This is a genomic window from Stenotrophomonas sp. SMYL20, assembly GCF_036320045.1.
Lineage (GTDB): Bacteria > Pseudomonadota > Gammaproteobacteria > Xanthomonadales > Xanthomonadaceae > Stenotrophomonas > Stenotrophomonas maltophilia_A.
This window is the reverse complement of record NZ_JAWIRT010000002.1, coordinates 209,082-226,164: the sequence shown is the minus strand read 5'-3', so window position 1 is coordinate 226,164 and position 17,083 is coordinate 209,082. Positions and strand designations below refer to the sequence as shown.

13 protein-coding genes and 1 tRNA gene are annotated in these 17,083 nt (G+C 67.6%); 6 read left to right on the top strand and 8 right to left on the bottom strand.

Going from position 1 to position 17,083, the window contains the following annotated elements; all coding sequences use genetic code 11:
• Positions 1-3: 3 nt before the first annotated feature.
• Positions 4-525, top strand: coding sequence for a DoxX family protein (locus V3B48_RS02580; protein WP_121503829.1), 522 nt, complete (start codon positions 4-6; stop codon positions 523-525).
• Between the two features lie 235 nt (positions 526-760).
• A complete protein-coding gene (gene rnt / locus V3B48_RS02575; RefSeq protein ID WP_005408782.1) occupies positions 761-1,345 on the top strand; it encodes a ribonuclease T in 585 nt (194 codons plus the stop codon).
• Between the two features lie 95 nt (positions 1,346-1,440).
• Here the strand turns inward: rnt and V3B48_RS02570 are convergent, their stop codons facing one another.
• The 3 genes from V3B48_RS02570 to V3B48_RS02560 form a co-directional block, all read right to left on the bottom strand.
• A complete protein-coding gene (locus V3B48_RS02570) occupies positions 1,441-4,467 on the bottom strand; it encodes a two-component regulator propeller domain-containing protein (protein WP_329893100.1) in 3,027 nt (1,008 codons plus the stop codon).
• 177 nt (positions 4,468-4,644) lie between these two features.
• Entirely contained in the window at positions 4,645-6,054 is a 1,410-nt protein-coding gene (locus V3B48_RS02565) for an ATP-binding protein (RefSeq protein WP_329893099.1), read from the bottom strand.
• Positions 6,055-6,060: 6 nt separating this feature from the next.
• Positions 6,061-6,789 (bottom strand): response regulator, encoded by a 729-nt coding sequence (locus V3B48_RS02560; RefSeq protein WP_005408779.1) that lies wholly within the window; start codon positions 6,787-6,789, stop codon positions 6,061-6,063.
• A 204-nt stretch (positions 6,790-6,993) separates the two neighbouring features.
• Between V3B48_RS02560 and V3B48_RS02555 the strand changes: the two genes are divergently transcribed.
• Genes V3B48_RS02555 through V3B48_RS02545 form a run of 3 tightly spaced genes read left to right on the top strand, consistent with a single transcriptional unit; the run spans position 6,994 to position 11,626 of the window.
• Positions 6,994-8,235 (top strand): efflux RND transporter periplasmic adaptor subunit, encoded by a 1,242-nt coding sequence (locus V3B48_RS02555; protein WP_329893098.1) that lies wholly within the window; start codon positions 6,994-6,996, stop codon positions 8,233-8,235.
• A complete protein-coding gene (locus V3B48_RS02550; RefSeq protein ID WP_329893097.1) occupies positions 8,232-10,190 on the top strand; it encodes a MacB family efflux pump subunit in 1,959 nt (652 codons plus the stop codon). The genes V3B48_RS02555 and V3B48_RS02550 overlap by 4 nt, the downstream gene beginning before the upstream one ends.
• Complete coding sequence (locus tag V3B48_RS02545; RefSeq protein ID WP_049463608.1) at positions 10,187-11,626, top strand: TolC family protein; 1,440 nt, start codon at positions 10,187-10,189, stop codon at positions 11,624-11,626. Before V3B48_RS02550 ends, V3B48_RS02545 begins: the two co-directional genes overlap by 4 nt.
• Positions 11,627-11,702: 76 nt before the next feature.
• Here the strand turns inward: V3B48_RS02545 and rlmB are convergent, their stop codons facing one another.
• The 3 genes from rlmB to rnr form a co-directional block, all read right to left on the bottom strand.
• Positions 11,703-12,446: a 23S rRNA (guanosine(2251)-2'-O)-methyltransferase RlmB gene (gene rlmB / locus V3B48_RS02540; RefSeq protein WP_005408775.1), complete on the bottom strand. Its 744-nt coding sequence runs from the start codon at positions 12,444-12,446 to the stop codon at positions 11,703-11,705.
• A gap of 93 nt (positions 12,447-12,539) precedes the next feature.
• Positions 12,540-13,034 (bottom strand): GFA family protein, encoded by a 495-nt coding sequence (locus tag V3B48_RS02535; RefSeq protein WP_279943068.1) that lies wholly within the window; start codon positions 13,032-13,034, stop codon positions 12,540-12,542.
• An 83-nt stretch (positions 13,035-13,117) separates the two neighbouring features.
• Complete coding sequence (gene rnr, locus V3B48_RS02530; RefSeq protein WP_032127913.1) at positions 13,118-15,583, bottom strand: ribonuclease R; 2,466 nt, start codon at positions 15,581-15,583, stop codon at positions 13,118-13,120.
• 128 nt (positions 15,584-15,711) lie between these two features.
• Here rnr and V3B48_RS02525 point away from each other — a divergent pair.
• Positions 15,712-15,796, top strand: a tRNA-Leu gene (locus V3B48_RS02525).
• A gap of 54 nt (positions 15,797-15,850) precedes the next feature.
• Here V3B48_RS02525 and V3B48_RS02520 read toward each other — a convergent pair.
• Positions 15,851-16,237, bottom strand: a complete 387-nt coding sequence (locus V3B48_RS02520; protein ID WP_329893095.1) for a cupin domain-containing protein — start codon at positions 16,235-16,237, stop codon at positions 15,851-15,853.
• Positions 16,238-16,312: 75 nt separating this feature from the next.
• A complete protein-coding gene (locus tag V3B48_RS02515; RefSeq protein WP_329893094.1) occupies positions 16,313-16,729 on the bottom strand; it encodes an AraC family transcriptional regulator in 417 nt (138 codons plus the stop codon).
• Positions 16,730-17,083: the final 354 nt, after the last annotated feature.

The following is a 17,083-nucleotide window of genomic DNA, read 5'->3' as shown; positions in this document are numbered from 1 at the left end:
CCGATGAACCTTCCGACCCTGGCCGCCGCGCGCGGCCAGCTGGACCGTCTCGCCCCCTGGCTGGCCCCGCTCGGCCTGCGCCTGCTGCTGGCCTGGGAATACTTCGAATCCGGCCGCGAAAAGCTGCACGGCCAGAACTGGTTCGCCGACCTGCAGGACGCCTTCCCGTTCCCGTTCGACCAGCTGCCGGCCACCCTGAACTGGCAGCTTGCAACCTGGTTCGAGCTGATTGGCGCGGCCTGCCTGCTGGTTGGCTTCGGCACCCGGTTTGCCGCCGCCAGCCTGCTGGTGCTGACCGTAGTGGCCACCTATGCGGTGCATTGGCCGATGGAGTGGAACTCGCTGGCCGACCTGGCCATGGGCTACGCGATCACTGACCAGGGCTTCGGCAACTTCAAGCTGCCGGTGCTGTTCATGGCCATGTTGCTGCCGCTGATCTTCACCGGCGCCGGCAGGCTGAGCGTGGATGCGTGGTTGGCGCGGTGGTCTCCCTCGGCCACGCCTGCACGGCCAGCAGTCCGGTAATCGCCAAACCTGGTCGGCGCACCGTGTGCCAACCAAGGTTGGCACCTACCGGAATCCTGAGCGCGCGGTGCCCCGGTAGGTGTCGACCTTGGTCGACACACGCCCGCGCAGGGAACGCATGCACCGAGGGCTGGCCGGGCGCTCAGGGTCGCTCTGCTAGAATTCACGCATGACTGACCCCACCCCCGCACCTGCCGCCGCTCACGATTCCGCAGTCCCCCAGGCGCAGCGCGCGATGTCACAACGCTTCCGCGGCTTCCTGCCGGTGGTGGTGGACGTGGAAACCGGCGGCTTCGACAGCCAGCGCAACGCGCTGCTGGAAATCGCCGCCGTGCCGATCGAGATGGACGAGAACGGCCTGCTCTACCCCGGCCAGACCGCCAGTGCCCACGTGGTGCCGGCCGAGGGCCTGGAGATCGACCCGAAGTCGCTGGAAGTGACCGGCATCATCCTCGACCACCCGTTCCGGCTGGCCAAGGAAGAGAAGGCGGCGCTGGACCACATCTTCACCCCGGTACGCGCGGCCATGAAGAAGTACGGCTGCCAGCGCGCGATCCTGGTCGGCCACAACGCGCATTTCGACCTCGGCTTCGTCAATGCAGCGGTGGCGCGGACCGGCCACAAGCGCAATCCGTTCCATCCCTTCAGCGTGTTCGATACGGTGACCCTGGCCGGCATCGCCTACGGGCAGACCGTGCTGGCGCGTGCGGCCACCGCCGCCGGGCTGGGCTGGGATGCCAACGAGGCGCACAGCGCGGTATATGACACCGAGCAGACCGCGCGGTTGTTCTGCACCATCGCCAACGCCTGGCCGCGGTAAGCCAGCCAACGGCGCAACCGCATCCACGCAGTGCGGACCAACAGTCCGCACCCACCACTCACCGGACGGTAGATCCACGCCATGCGTGGATGCAATCAACCGATGCTCGTTCGATCCCGGCCATCGCTCTTGGCGCGGTACAACGCGCGGTCGGCACGCTGGTACAGCAACGCCGGGGTACGGTCGTCGGCATCCAGCTCCACCAGCCCTGCGCTGAAGGTCACGCGCAGGCCGTCCACGCCGGCCCAGTCGGGGTGGTCGTGGAACAGGCCGCGCAGGCGCGCGCACAGCTGTGCGGCTTCCTCCAGACGGGTGTCGTTGAGCAGCAGCGCGAACTCTTCGCCGCCGGTGCGCGCCGGCAGGTCCGAGTCGCGGCTGGCGGCGGCGATCAACCGCGCCACCTGCACCAGCACCGCATCACCGATGCTGTGGCTGTGGCGGTCGTTGACGTCCTTGAAGTGGTCGATATCCAGCACCACCAGGCACAGCGGATGACCGCTGCGCTGCGAACGCGCGAAGTCACGCGCCAGCGTTTCATCGAAGGCACGGCGGTTGGCCAGGCCAGTCAGTGCATCCTCGCGGGCCTGCCGTTCGAATGCCTCGGCCTGGCGTGCGAGGCGCTCGGCCAGTTCGGTCTTTTCCTGGTTCAGCGCCTGCAGGTGCACGGTCTTGGCCTGCAGGTCGAAGGTCGCCTCGTCCACGCGCCGTGCCAGGCGCAGGTTGCTGGCCTTCAGCTGCTGCAGCAGCAGCCGGTACAGCGCCACCAGCCCGGCCAGCAGCAACAGGCCACCCAGCACCTGCACGCTGCGTCGCTGCCACCAGAACGGCTCCACGGTGAAGCTCCATACCGCTTCCTGCTGGCCCCAGCTGCCACTCGGATGGGCAGCGGCCACGTGCAGGGTGTAGTCGCCTGGCGGCAGGCCGACGAACTCCACGCTGCGCTGCGGGCCGCGTTCGACCCACCCCGTATCCAGGCCGTCCAACCGCGTGCGGTAGCGGATCCGGTCAGACATCAGGTAGCTCAGGCCGACATAACTCACCGCCAAGCGGCGGCCGCCGGGAATGTAGTTGCGGTCCGGGCCTTCCCAATGCACCGGTGCGCCATCCACCTGCACGCTTTCAATCGCTGCCGGCGGTGAAAGACGCTCGCGGAAACGCTGCAGGCGCTGCGGATCGACGGTGCTCAGGCCTCCGGCGGTGACCACCCAGAACGTGCCGTCCTGGCGCAGGATCGCCGATGGCCCGGAGCTGCCGTTGGCCTGCGCGTTGGCCATGCCGTCAATCTCGTTGTAGCGCTCCACCACCACCCGGGGTGCGCGGCCATCGGCCACGGCGTTGAGGGTGGCCATGTCGGTGCGCAGCACGCCGCGGTTGCTGCTTATCCACACGTTGCCAAGGCGATCCGGCACCAGTTGGAACACCGCATCCACCGGCATGCCCTGCTCCAGCCCCACCCGTGCCAGCGTGCCGTTGCGCCAGCGGTACAGGCCACGGTCGCTGCTGATCCACATCGCGTCACCCAGCTGATGGAAGCCGAACACGCTGCGGCCACCGCCCATCGGCGCGAGGTCGATCGACTGCACGTGGTCGCCGCGCAGTACGCGGATGCCCTCGATGGTGCCGATCCACAGGTTGCCCTGGTGATCGTGCTCAAGCGCGGTGATCAGGCCGCTGGGCATGCCCGCAACGCTTGATACCTGCACGCGGTCGCCGTCGATGCGGACCACGCCCTTCTGGGTGCCGGCCCAGACCACACCCTGCGGGTCCACGCTGATCGCGCGGATGTTGCCGCCCGGCATGCCATCGGCGGCGGCATAGTTGTGCCGCAGCCGGCCATTTGGGCCAAGACGGTAGACGCCATCACCGAACGTTCCGACCCACAGGTCACCGTCCGGACCCTGCGCCAGGCTGAGCACCGACGGTGCCTTGCCGCCGCGGTTGTGCAGCGGCATCGCGCGGAAGCGGCCATCAGCAGTCTGCAGGTCAAGGCCGCTGGCACTGCCGACCCACAGCTGGCGTTCGCGGTCCTCGAACACGGTCCGCACATAGTCGCCACTGAGGCCATCGCGCTCGGTGTAGCTGCTGAACAGTGTTTCGCGCAGGCGGTACAGGCCACCGTTGGCACCCACCCAGATGCTGCCCTCGGCATCCTCGCGCAGGCTGACCACGCGCCCACCCGGCAGGTTCAGGCCCGCCGGCAGGCGCTCCAGGCCATGCGCTGAGATCCGCAGCAGGCCCTGGTTCTCGGTGCCCAGCCACAGGTCACCATGGCGATCCTGCAGCATCGAGGTCAGGTGCAGCTGCCCCGGCAGGCGGTGCATCAGCACCAGCTGATCATCCTCCACCCGGTACAGGCGCTCGCCGGCGACGATCCACAGCGCGCCATCCGGAGCGCGGTACGGCCACGACAGGCCACTGCCGGCGCCCAGCCCCCAAGTCGCTGGCGCGCGCTTGAGCACGCCATCGTTGTCGCGCAGCACCAGTCCATCCAACGTGCCGGCCCAGACCCGGTCCTGCGCATCGACCACCAGCTTGGTGAAGCTCATCGCCATCGGCAGGTCGGCGGCCGGAGCGTGGTAGACGATGCCGGTGTCCGGCGTCAGATAGCCGATGCCCTTGCCTTCATACAGCAGCCACAGGCGGCCCTGGCTGTCCATCTGCATGGACTGGATCAGGACCTGCGGGGTATCGGCCTGGTGCTCCCAGACACGCCACTGGCCATCGTTGCCGCGATGGCTGACATTGCCCCGCGAATCACTGATCCACAGCCCACCCTGGCGGTCGACGAACAGCGCGCCGATGCCGTTGTCGCGCAGGCCCGGGCGGGTACTGCGGTCGAACACGGTGAAATCCAGCCCGTTGTAACGCACCAGGCCTTCCCAGGTGGCGAACCAGAGGTGGCCTTCGGGGGTCTGCGCGATGTCGCGCAGCGAGTTGTGCGGCAGGCCGTTGCGCGACGTCCATACATCAATGGCGTAGTCGCGCAGTGGCGGAGCCCCCTCCTGCGCTGCCACCGGCAGTGCAAGGGCCAGCAGCAGCCACAGCAGGCCCTGTCGCAGCCATCGACCGATATCTGATCCGCAGCGCTCCACCCAGCGCCCGATGTCCCCCTGTCCGGCCATCAGTGCAGCGGCGGCGGCCAGGCAGGGCTGCCGGGCCTGGCAGCATGCGGGAACTGCCGGGCAGCGCGGGACGGCATGCCGGCGGGGACGGGCTGGCTCATCGGGGGGGAACTGGGAAGATGCGCAGATGATAGGCCAAACCCTGCCCACGGCGTCACCATCGCCAGCCGCGAAGGCTCAGCCCGCGCGGCCCGGCGTCGTCACCTGTGCACTGGCCGGCCACTGCACTACCGCCTCCAGCCCACCTTCGGCGCGGTTGCGCAGCCACAGCCGCGCCCCGTCTTTCTCAGCCAGGGCGCGGGCGATGGTCAGGCCCAGACCGGCGCCGCCGGTTTCGCGCGAACGCGAGGTTTCCACCCGCACGAACGGGTCGAACACGGCTTCCAGCTGATCCTCGGCCAGGCCCGGGCCGTCATCGGCCACCACCACGGTGATCGCGCCACCACTACGCTCGACCCGTACCCGCACCCGGTAGGCATACATCACCGCGTTGTCCACCAGGTTGGAAAACAGGCGGTGCATGGCCAGCGGACGCAACATCAACACCGCTCCGCTGCCACCTTCAAAGACGACATCCCCGCCGCCCTCGGCCGTGTCTTCAACGATGCTCTCCAGCAACGAATCCAGGTCCAGTGCGGCGCGCTGCTCGGCGCTCTCAGCGCTGCGCGCCAGCTCCAGGCCTTCGCGCACCAACGCCTGCATCGCGGCCAGATCGCCGATCAGGCGCTCACGCAGCACCTCGTCGCTGACATTCTCCAGGCGCAGGCGCAGCCGGGTCAGCGGGGTCTGCAGGTCATGGGTGATCGCCGCCAGCATCTGCGTGCGCTCGGCCAGGTGCCGCTGCAGGCGATGCTGCATGGCGTTGAAGGCTTCGGCGGCGCGCTGCACTTCGCGCGGGCCGCGCAGCGGCAGTGGATCGCGCTGCAGGTCGTCGCCCAGGTCTTCGGCGGCTGCGGCCAGTTCCTGCAGCGGCGCGCTGGCCATGCGCGCGACGATATAGGCCAGCACCGCAATCGCGAGCACCAGCAGGGTCAGGAACCACGGGTCCACGGCGAGGATGCCGTTGTGTGCCACCGCCGGCGAATCCAGCGCCAGCTTCAGCAGCGTGCCGTCGTTGAGGGTCACGTCGACCGCACGGCACTTGGGCGGGATGAACGCCGGATCACGTTCGCGCGGATGCTTGCGATGCCCCGGTGGCGGCGGGGGCAGCAGGTCCTGCAGCTTGGGAATGCAGGAGCGAAACGAAGCGAAGTGCACATGCGCGCGTGCGACCGGGCCGGGCCGGTCATCGAGCACTTCCATCAACGCGGTATCGGCCCGTCCCAGGCGTGCGCCGGGTTGCAGCGCACGCACGCTCGGCCCACCGATTTCGAGCAGGCGCTCGCGCAGTTCGGGGTTGCCGTCGAGCAGGTTGACGTAGCCCTGGAGGCGGTCGGCGATGCGGTTCAGGTTCTGCCGCTCGAACTCCTGCTGGCGCTTGGAGGTGGCCAGCATGGTCGCGCCGATCGCGGCCACGCTCATGCCCAGCAGCAGGATCACGAACAACCGCCCGACCATCGAGGACAGGAAATGGCGCAGGCGCTTCATCGCGGCTTATTCCAGGTTCACCGAGGAGGCCAGTACATAGCCTTCGTTGCGAACGGTCTTGATCAGTCCGTCCGGGCCACCGTCGTCGCCCAGCTTGTTGCGCAGCCGGCTGACCTGCAGATCAATGGCGCGGTCCTGTGCCTCGTAGTTGCGGCCGCTGCTGAGCGCGACCAGCTGCTCGCGCGACAGCACCTTGTTGGCGTGGGCGATGAACACCCGCAGCAGGCGGAACTCGGCGCCGGACAGCACCACCACGCGATCGTCCGGGTCCACCAGGTGGCGATGCTCCAGATCGAACACCCAGCGCGAGAAGCGCGCACGGCGCACCGCCAGCGGCTCCAGGTTCGCCGGCAGCGCCTCGGTCCGGCGCAGCACGTTGCGGATGCGTGCCAGCAGCTCGCGCGGTTCGAACGGCTTGGCCAGGTAGTCGTCGGCGCCCATTTCCAGGCCCAGCACGCGGTCGATCGGCTCAGCACGCGCGGTCAGCATGATCACCGGCGTGTTCGAGCGCGCGCGCAGGTCGCGGCACAGGGTCAGGCCATCCTCGCGCGGCAGGTTGAGGTCGAGCACGATCAGGTCCACGTGTTCGCGGTCCAGCAGCTGGCGCATGGCGGTGCCGTCTGCCGCCGTGCTCACCTGGTAGCCGGCCCGGCCGAGCTGTTCGGCCAGCAGGGTGCGGATGTCGTTGTCGTCGTCGACGATCAGCAGTCGATGCATCGTGTTTTCAGTCTCCATGTCGCGATCATCCCGTGTCGGCAGCTGAACCGCATCCGGGGCAATGCGTACCAGTGTATCCAGCCATGGGCGGGATACCTGTGGTTACGCGTATTCACCGACAGTGTTACATAGAGACATACCCCGAGGATTGAGCCGCCCATCGCCCGGTCTTCACAATGCCCACCAACGCCGCCACCGCGGCCCCGAGAGTGAAGCCACGACGTGACGTTCCGCCTGCTGCCCGCGACCCGCCGGGGTCGCCTGATACTGATCGCCCTGCTCGCCCTTGCCGTTGCCGCAGCCGCCTGGTGGCTGCTGCGCAAGCCCGCCGCCCCGGCGGTGGCGACCACGCCCGTCAGCCGTGGTGACATCGAGCAGACGGTGGACGCCACCGGCGTGATCGACGCCTACAAGCTGGTCAGCGTCGGTGCGCAGGCCTCTGGCCAGATCAAATCGCTGAAGGTGCAGCTGGGCGATACCGTGAAGGAAGGCGACCTGATTGCCGAAATCGACGCCACCACCCAGCAGAACCAGGTGCTCAATGCGCAGGCCTCGCTGGACCAGGTCACCGCCCAGCGCGCCGTGCAGCAGGCCACCCTGCGCCAGGCCGAACTGGAATTCGCGCGCCAGCAGCAGATGCTGGCCGTCGAGGCCACCTCGCGCCAGGAATACGATGCCGCCGAAGCACAGCTGAAGACCGCACGTGCCCAGCTGCAGTCCTACGAGGCACAGATCAAGGGCCGCGAGACCGAGCTGGGCACCGCCCGCGCCAACCTGGCCTACACCCGCATCACCGCGCCGATGGACGGCACCGTGGTGGCGGTGGTGGCCGAGGAAGGTCGCACCGTGAACGCCAACCAGACCGCACCGACCATCGTCATGCTGGCGCGGCTGGACGTGGTCACGGTCAATGCCGAAATTTCCGAAGCCGACGTGGTCAAGATCAAGGCCGGCATGCCGGTGTACTTCACCACGCTGGGCGATCCGGATCGCAAGTACCACGCCACGCTGCGCCAGATCAATCCGGCGCCGGCCTCGATCGCCAACGAGAGTTCGTCCAGTTCCAGCAGCTCGTCCAGTTCCAGCTCCAGCAGCGCGGTGTACTACAACGCGTTGTTCGACGTGGAGAATCCGGATGGCACGCTGCGCATCGACATGACCGCGCAGGTCTCGGTACTGCTGAAGCAGGCCAAGGGCGTGCTGATGGTGCCGGCGGTGGCACTGGGGCCGAAGCGCCGTGGCGACGAGCGCATGGTGCGGGTGCTGGACGACAAGGGCCAGCCGCAGCCGCGCAAGGTTACCGTGGGCATCAACAACGGCGCCTCGGCCGAGATCCTGTCGGGACTGAAGGAAGGCGAGCGCGTGGTGGTCGGCGAAGCCGGTGCGGCCGGTGCCAGCGCCGGCGGCGGCAACCGCGGCGGCATGCAGATGCGGGTCGGCGGCCCGGGCATGGGGCGCCGATGAGCACGACGGCGCCGCTGCTGCGCCTGCGCGACCTGCGACGCGAATTCCCGGCCGGCGACGATGTGATCGCCGTGCTGCGCGACGTCAACCTCGACATCCACGCCGGTGAGATGGTGGCCATCGTCGGCCAGTCCGGCTCAGGCAAGTCGACGCTGATGAACATCCTCGGCTGCCTCGATCGTCCCACCCGTGGCAGCTACCAGGTGGCCGGCCGCGAAACCGGGAAGATGGAGCCGGACGAGCTGGCCGAACTGCGCCGCGAGCATTTCGGCTTCATCTTCCAGCGCTACCACCTGTTGGGCGACCTCGATGCGCGCGGCAACGTGGAAGTGCCGGCGGTGTACGCCGGCAGCCCCGGCCCGGTGCGCAACGCGCGTGCCGAGCAGCTGCTGCAGCGGCTGGGCCTGAGCGACCGCATGCACCACAAGCCGGGCCAGCTGTCCGGCGGCCAGCAGCAGCGCGTGTCGATCGCCCGTGCCCTGATGAACGGCGGCGAGGTGATCCTGGCCGACGAACCGACCGGCGCGCTCGACACGAAATCCGGGGAGGAAGTGATGGCGATCCTCGGCGAGCTGCACGCCGAAGGCCACACCATCATCATTGTCACCCACGACATGAGCGTGGCCGAACACGCGCAGCGCATCATCGAGATCCGCGACGGCGAGATCATCGCCGACCGCGCCAACCCGAATGCACCGACCTACCGCGCGCAGCGCGAGGCCAGCACCGGCGTCGCCCGCGGCAACAGCTGGCGGGCCGCGCGCGACCGCTTCACCGAAGCATTCCGCATGGCGTTGCTGGCGATGAATGCACATCGGCTGCGCACCTTCCTGACCATGCTCGGCATCATCATCGGTATCGCCTCGGTGGTCTCGGTGGTGGCGCTGGGCAACGGCTCGCAGCAGCAGATCCTGCAGAACATCAGCGCGCTCGGCACCAACACCATCGATGTCTACCCCGGCCGTGGTTTCGGCGACATGCGCTCGGCCCGTGTGCAGACGCTCAAAGCCAGTGATGCCGATGCGCTGGCCCGGCAGAGCTACGTCGACAGCTCCACGCCCAGCGTGTCGACCTCGGTCACCGCGCGTTACCGCAACCAGTCCTCCACCGCCCAGGTCAGCGGCGTCGGCGAGCAGTTCTTCCGGGTCAAGGGCGTGACCCTGCTCAGCGGCAGCTTCTTCGATGCCGATGCGGTGAAGAGCCTCGGCCAGGTCGCGGTGATCGACGAGAACACCCAGACCCAGTTCTTCCCCGATGTCGATCCGATCGGCCAGGTGATCCTGCTCGGCAACGTGCCGGCGCGCGTGGTCGGCGTGGCCAAGCGCCAGAGCTTCGGGTTCGGCGGCAGCACCAGCCTGAGCGTGTGGCTGCCGTACACCACGGTGATGTCGCGCATGCTCGGCCAGAGCCACGTGTCCAGCATCACCGTGCGCGTGGACGACGCCACGCCGATGGACGCCGCACAGGAAGCGATCACCCGACTGTTGACGATGCGCCATGGCACCGAGGACTTCTTCCTCAGCAACAGCGCCGAGATCCGCCAGACCATCGAGCAGACCACGCGCACGATGACCCTGCTGATCGGCGCCATCGCCGCCATCGCACTGCTGGTCGGTGGTATCGGCGTGATGAACATCATGCTGGTGTCGGTGACCGAGCGTACCCGTGAGATCGGCGTGCGCATGGCCGTCGGTGCACGGCAGAGTGATATCCGCCAGCAGTTCCTGATCGAAGCAGTGCTGGTGTGCCTGCTCGGTGGCGTGCTCGGCATCGGCCTGGCCCTGCTGCTGGGCTCGATGATCGGCCGCTTCGCCAGCGACTTCCAGGTGCTGTTCTCTACCGCCTCGATCGTCGCCGCCTTTGCCTGCTCGACCCTGATCGGCGTGGCGTTCGGCTTCCTGCCCGCGCGTAACGCCGCGCAGCTCGACCCGGTGGAGGCCCTGGCCCGCGAATGAAGATGATGACCCGACTGCCCTTCCCTGCCCCCTCGCGCCTGCTGCTGGCGGGCGCTGTACTGCTCGCCCTGTCCGGCTGCGCATCGATGGGCCGCTATCCGGTGCAGGCCCCCGACGTGGCGGCGACCTACGGTCGTGGCGACGCCACCCTCAATGCGCCGGCCGACGATCCGCGCAGCAGCCTGGATACTCCGGGCCGCGACATCCGCCAGGACACCTGGTGGACCGGTTTCGGCGATGAACGTCTCGACCGTCTGGTGGCGCAGGCGCTGGCCGCCAACAGCGATCTTGCCGCCGCTGGCCTGGCCGTGCAGCGTTCGCGCCTGCAGGCCGGCCTGGCCAGCAACGCGTTGTGGCCGCAGCCTTCGTCTTCAGGTGTGAGTGGTAGCGCCAGCCGCGCCACCGACCAGGCCGACGACTGGCGCCGCAGCTATTCCACCGGCGTCTCGCTGGGCTGGGAAGTGGACCTGTGGGGCCGCCTGCGCACCCAGCGCGACATCGCCCGCTGGGAAGCCGAGGCCAGCGAGGAAGACCGGCAGAACACCGCGCTGCTGGTGATCAGCGACACCATCAACCAATACTGGAACCTGGCCTATCTCAACCAATCCATCGCCACCGGCCAGGCCAACCTGGAGCGGCTGGAACGTACCCGCGAACTGGTCCAGGCCCGCTTCGACGCCGGTGCAGTATCGCGCCTGGAAGTACGCCAGGCACTGCAGAACCTGCAGTCGCAGCGTTCCTCGCAGAGTGCGCTGGAACAGCAGCGGGTGGAGGCCCGCAATGCACTGACCGTGCTGCTGGACGGCACGCCCTGGCCGCAGCAGGACGAACCGCAGGACCTGCTCGGCGCACGCAGCCCCAGCATCGCGGAGGGCCTGCCGACCGACCTGCTCGGTCGCCGTCCCGACCTGCGCGCGGCCGAACTGCGCCTGCGCAACAGCCTGAAGACCATCAAGGTGACCGCTACCCAGTACTACCCGGCGCTGAGCCTGACCGGCAGCCTCGGCTCCAGTGCAACGTCGCTGGGTGACGTGCTGCGCAACCCGGTGGCCACGCTGGGCGCCGGCCTGTCGCTTCCGTTCCTCAACCTGCAGCGCGCGCAGCTGGATACCGATATCGCCGGCACCGCCTACCAGATCGCCGCGACCAATTTCCGCAAGACGCTGTATACCGCGCTCTCGGAAGTGGACAACGCGCTGTCGGCACGCGAGCAGCTGGCGCGCCAGGTGGCGGCCTCGCAGGCTTCGTACGACGAAGCGGTGGAAGTGGAACGGGCGCAGGAAGTGCGCTACCGCGTGGGTGCCACCGACCTGCGCACCTGGTTGGAAGCGCAGCAGACCCGGCGCGATGCCGAGCTGTCGCTGGCGCGCGTGCGCCAGGGCCAGCTGAACAACGACGTCACCTTGTTCAAGGCACTGGGCGGCAGCGCGGGGTGAGGCGGCAAGAGCGCCAACCAAGGTTGGCGACTACCTGGTGGGTGTCGACCTTGGTCGACACAGCCGCTGCTGCCGATCAACCGCGCTGGCGCACGGCCTCAAACAGGCTGACACCGGCCGCGACGGAGACGTTCAGGCTCTCGATCTCGCCCGGCATCGGGATCTTGACCAGGCCATCGCAGTTCTCGCGGGTCAGGCGGCGCAGGCCATCGGCTTCACCGCCCAGCACCAGGGCGATGTTGCCCTTCAGGTCCAGCTGGTACAGCGAGGCGGTGGCTTCGCCGGCCAGGCCGTAGATCCACACGCCCTGCTTCTGCAGGTCCTTCAGGCAGCGCGACAGGTTGGTCACCGCCACCACCGGGATCAGATCGGCGGCACCCGCCGAGGTCTTGCGCACGGTGGCATTGACCGTGGCCGACTTGTCCTTGGGGATGATCACGGCAGTCGCGCCGGCGGCAGCCGCCGAGCGCAGGCAGGCGCCCAGGTTGTGCGGGTCCTGCACCTCGTCCAGCACCAGCAGCAGGGCCTTGCCCTCGGCTGCAGTGACCAGGCCTTCCAGCTCGTTCTCGCTGTAGGTGCGGGCGGCGGCATAGCGCGCGGCCACGCCCTGGTGGCGTACCGAACCGCCGACACCGTCCAGCGCCTGGCTGTTCACCTTGCGCACGTCGATGCCCTTGCGGCGGGCGTTTTCCTCGATCTCGGTCAGGCGCGGGTTCTTCGCACCGGCCTCGACCAGCACTTCGCGGACGTTCTCGGCGTCGTTCTCGATGGAGGAGGCGACGGCGTTGACGCCGACAATCCACTGGCTGTTCTTGCTCATGCGGGCGGGGACCGGAAAGGGGGTGGCTATGGTAGAGCATCGGCGCCGACCGCGCTGCGCGCTCGCCGGGCACGGCCCGGCGCTACCCGCCGCTCAGCCTTCGGCGGAGCGGCTGCGTGGCGGCCAGTGCGGGGTGTCGTGGTCCGGATGCTGGTGGGACACGATGGTGGCCAGGAACTCCAGCGCCGCGACGTCTTCCTCGGTACGTCGCGCCGGCAGGCTGGACAAACTGTCGACGAACGGCAGCTTGCGCTCCACCCCGTACTGGATGGTCGGTGGCAGGCGTTCCGGCTCGTCGAAGGCACCAGCGGCCACGGCCACGCCGTCGGGGGCTTCATAGGTCAACGGGGTACCGCAGTCGGCGCAGAAGCCACGCCGCACCACGTTGGACGACTGGAAATAGCGCGGCTGGCCGCGGGTCCAGCTGAACTGCACGCCGCGCACCGACACCAGCGGCGCATAGTAGGCACCGAAGGCCTTCTGGCACATCCGGCAGTGGCAGATCGAGCTGTCGGTCAGCTCGCCTCGCGCCTGGAAGCGGATCGCGCCGCACTGGCAGCCGCCGCTGTATTCGGGTTGGCCCTGCATGGTGCGTTTCTCCGTAGCGTCGTGCCAACCAAGGTTGGCACCTACCAGATGAGGTAGGTGCCGACCGTTGGTCGGCACACCTTTCAATACTGCTTCTTGGTGCGCTTGGCCGGCTTGCCACGCTCCGGCAGCGGCGGCAGGCCATCACCCTCGTCCTCGCCCTTGTGCTCGACCAGTCGGAAGTCGATCTTGCGCTCTTCCATGCTGGCCTTCAGCACCAGGATCCGCACGCGGTCACCCAGCCGGTAGCTGCTGCCGCGGCGCTCGCCGGTCAGCGTCTTGCGGGTCGCGTCGAACTTGTAATAGTCCTGCGGCAGCTGGGTCACATGGACCAGGCCCTGCACCTTCGACTCGTCCAGTTCCACGAACAGGCCGAAGCTGGTCACGCCGCTGATCACGCCGTCGAACTGGCCGCCCACGTGCTTTTCCATCCACGCCGCGCGGTAGCGCTCGTCGACTTCGCGCTCGGCTTCATCGGCACGGCGCTCGCGCTCGGAACACTGCAGCGCCAGGGCTGCCATTTCGCGTGCGTTGTAGGTGAACTTGTCCAGCGGCTTGCCGGACAACGCATGCTTGATCGCACGGTGCACCAGCAGGTCGGGGTAACGGCGAATCGGCGAGGTGAAATGCGCGTACGCCTCCAGCGCCAGGCCGAAGTGACCGTGATTCTCCGGGCTGTAGATCGCCAAGCTCTGGCTGCGCAGCAGCACCGATTCCAGCAACGTGGCATCAGGACGGTCGCGGATCTTCTTCAGCAGCTTGGTGTAATCGCCCGGACGCACCTTGGACCACGGCGGCAGGCTCAGCTTGAACTCCTTGAGGAATTCCAGCAGGTCGGCGTACTTGGTTTCCGGCGGCTTCTCGTGGATGCGGTACGGGGCCGGCACATGGCGCGACAGCAGGTACCTGGCCGCCTCGACGTTGGCCGCGATCATGCATTCCTCGATCAGCTTGTGTGCGTCGTTGCGCACCAGCATGCCGGCCTGGGTGACTTCACCGCGGTTGTCCAGCACGAAGCGCACTTCGCTGCTTTCGAACTCGATGGCGCCGCGCTTGGCACGTGCCTTGGACAGCACCTTGTACAGCTGGTGCAGGCGCTGCACCTGCGGCAGCAGGTCGCCCATCCAGGCCTTGGTATCGGCATCGTCCTCGCCCACCGCCTTCCACACCTGGGTGTAGGTCAGGCGCGCGTGCGAGTTCATCACCGCTTCGTAGAAGCGCGAATGCGTGACCAGGCCGTCGCGGTCGATCTGCATGTCGCAGACAAAGCACATGCGGTCGACCTTCGGCATCAGCGAGCAAATACCGTTGGACAGCGTCTCCGGCAGCATCGGCACCACGAAGCCCGGGAAGTACACCGAGGTGGCGCGCTTCTGCGCCTCTTCATCCAGCGGCGTGCCGGGGCGCACGTAGTTCGAGACATCGGCAATCGCCACCACCAGGCGGAATCCCTCGGCATTCGGCTCGCAGTACACCGCGTCGTCGAAGTCCTTGGCATCCTCGCCATCGATGGTGACCAGCGGCGTGCTGCGCAGGTCGACGCGGTCGCCGATCATCGCCGGTTCGACCACCAGCGGTACCGAGGCGGCTTCGTCCAACACTTCCTGCGGGAACTCGAACGGCAGCTCATGACCGTGGATGGCGGTCTCCACCACCAGCGAGGCGGTCAGCTTGTCGCCGAGCACGGCGATGATGCGGCCGATCGGCGGGCGGCGGCTGTCCGGCGCCTGGGTCAGTTCACAGACCACCAGCTGGCCATCGCGCGCACCACCGGTCTGGTCCGGCGGCACCTGCACGTTGCGCTGCACGCGCTTGTCGTCGGGCACCACGTAGTTGATGCCCATCTCGATGCTGAAGCGGCCGATCAGGCGGGTCATGCCGCGCTCGAGCACGCGGGCGATGCTGCCTTCGCGACGGCCACGATGGTCGATGCCGGTCACACGGGCCAGCACCTTGTCGCCGTGCATGACCTTGCGCATTTCATACGGCGGCAGGAACAGGTCGTCACCGCCCTCGACCGGGCGCAGGAAACCGAACCCTTCCGGGTTGGCGATCACCACGCCAGTGACCAGGTTCAGGGTCTGGATCGGGGCGAAACCGCCGCGACGGTTCTGCACCAGCTGGCCGTCGCGGACCATGGCACCGAGCCGGCGCGACAGCGCCTCGGCCCGGTCCGGCGCGGTCAGGCCCAGGCGCGCGCCCAGTTCTTCGGCGGTCTGCGGCCCTTCGCAGCGCTCCAGCAGGGCCAGGATGGCCTCGCGGCTGGCGATGGGTTGTTCGTACTTCTCGGCTTCGCGGGCGGCATAGGGATCGTCGATCACCTTGCCTGTCGGCGGCAGCTTGCGGCCCGGGGCCGGGCCCGGAGCGGCGGCATCGGCGCTGCGGACCTTGCGACCACGCGGTGGTGCGCCGCCTTCATTCAATTCGGGGAACCAGCCCGGCAACGGCTTGCCCGGCTTGGTGGTGCGGGCCGTGCCCGCCTTGGCGCCCTTCTTCGGGGCCTGGCTGCGGGAGGTGCTCCCGCCCTTGCTTGGTTTTTTGGTAGTCATCGCCCTACATGGTAGCCGCTGACGGCGTGCAGAACGGGTCAGCGGCTGTCTTGAAGGCCTTGCATGAAAAATATTCGGGAAGTCGTTGACAGCCTGCGGATTCATCTTCACAATTGCGCCTCTGGAACGCCCAGGTGGCGGAATTGGTAGACGCACTAGTTTCAGGTACTAGCGGGTAAAACCGTGGAGGTTCGAGTCCTCTCCTGGGCACCACTGATAAAGAACCCCTGAGCGATCAGGGGTTTTTTGTTGTCCGGCGCCTCCGCCTCATATCCAGACATCGTTCTGCGCAGTGCGCTCGCCGCGCGAATCGCCCGTATTGAGCACGCCTCGCGGCTCGACCAGCATCAACCACACTTCGTGATCGGCACAGGTTCTGTGCTCCACCCCTTTAGGCACGACGTACAGTTCGCCTCGTCGCAGCAGGATGTGCCCGTCGCGGAATTCGATGCGCAGCTCTCCTTCGACCACCAGGAACGCCTCATCGGTGTCGGCGTGCACGTGCCAGACGAATACGCCCTCGATGTGTACGATCTTGAACTGGTAGTCATTCATCTCGGCGATGACCTTGGGTGCCCACTGCTCGGTAAACAGCGCAAATTTCCGGGCAAGCGAGACCGGCTGGGGCAGAGGAGAGGGATCAAGGTGTGACATGCGGATGCTCCTGGCGACATGGAAGAGGAAGCATGGAAAACTCCGCCGCGGGGTTCTTGTACGATCGTGCAACGATCAACGGCGCCGGCCCCGCATGCCCATCCGCTTGAGCCACAGCGCAGGCGTGACCCCGTAGGCAGGCAGGAACTGCCGCGCCATGTGGCTCTGATCGAAGAAGCCCGTATCGAGTGCAGCCGAGGCGATTGATTGCCCGGCCAGCAGGGCCCTGCGCACCCTGTCGAGCCGCCGAAGTGTCAGGAACCGATAGGGGCTGGTACCCAGCAGCGCGCGAAAATCACGACTCAGCTGCCAGCGATCCATGTCGCTGACCTGCTCCAGCGCATCCAAGGTCACCTGCTGCCCGAGCCTGTCCATCAGGTAAGCGCGGGCCCGCCCCACCCCGGCCGCATCGGGCCTGCGCATGGCACGCGGGCGCCCGGCCACCGCGACAAGGCTGTGCGATAGATCATAGAGCGCGTCAGCCTCTTCCAAAGGGTCCAGGCAGGCCTGTAGTGCGCCAGTAGAGGCAGAATCGCGGCCCTCAGGCGAGGGGCGCTGGATACCCCACCCTGCACGAAGGGAAGCGGTGCACCACCAAGCACCTGTTGCACCTGCCAAGGTGAGACATAGGCCATCCTGTAGCGGAATCCGGCGGCCGTGCCCGCCTCACCATCGTGCAGTTCATCAGGATGCAGCACGAGCACCGATCCAGGCACGCCATGCCGCCGTGAGCGCTGGTACTGGAAACTCTGCACCCCAGCCAGCGTGAATCCGATGGCATAAGTGTCATGTCGATGAGGCGCGTAACCGTGGCCTTCGAAGAACGCCTCGATGCGCTCAATGCCA

Bases quoted from the DNA above. Each gene is read 5' to 3' on its own strand.
- V3B48_RS02580 (WP_121503829.1), top strand. From the start codon at position 4: ATGAACCTTCCGACCCTGGCCGCCGCGCGCGGCCAGCTGGACCGTCTC.
- rnt (WP_005408782.1), top strand. From the start codon at position 761: ATGTCACAACGCTTCCGCGGCTTCCTGCCGGTGGTGGTGGACGTGGAA.
- V3B48_RS02570 (WP_329893100.1), bottom strand. From the start codon at position 4,467: ATGGCCGGACAGGGGGACATCGGGCGCTGGGTGGAGCGCTGCGGATCA.
- V3B48_RS02565 (WP_329893099.1), bottom strand. From the start codon at position 6,054: ATGAAGCGCCTGCGCCATTTCCTGTCCTCGATGGTCGGGCGGTTGTTC.
- V3B48_RS02560 (WP_005408779.1), bottom strand. From the start codon at position 6,789: ATGGAGACTGAAAACACGATGCATCGACTGCTGATCGTCGACGACGAC.
- V3B48_RS02550 (WP_329893097.1), top strand. From the start codon at position 8,232: ATGAGCACGACGGCGCCGCTGCTGCGCCTGCGCGACCTGCGACGCGAA.
- V3B48_RS02545 (WP_049463608.1), top strand. From the start codon at position 10,187: ATGAAGATGATGACCCGACTGCCCTTCCCTGCCCCCTCGCGCCTGCTG.
- rlmB (WP_005408775.1), bottom strand. From the start codon at position 12,446: ATGAGCAAGAACAGCCAGTGGATTGTCGGCGTCAACGCCGTCGCCTCC.
- V3B48_RS02535 (WP_279943068.1), bottom strand. From the start codon at position 13,034: ATGCAGGGCCAACCCGAATACAGCGGCGGCTGCCAGTGCGGCGCGATC.
- rnr (WP_032127913.1), bottom strand. From the start codon at position 15,583: ATGACTACCAAAAAACCAAGCAAGGGCGGGAGCACCTCCCGCAGCCAG.
- V3B48_RS02520 (WP_329893095.1), bottom strand. From the start codon at position 16,237: ATGTCACACCTTGATCCCTCTCCTCTGCCCCAGCCGGTCTCGCTTGCC.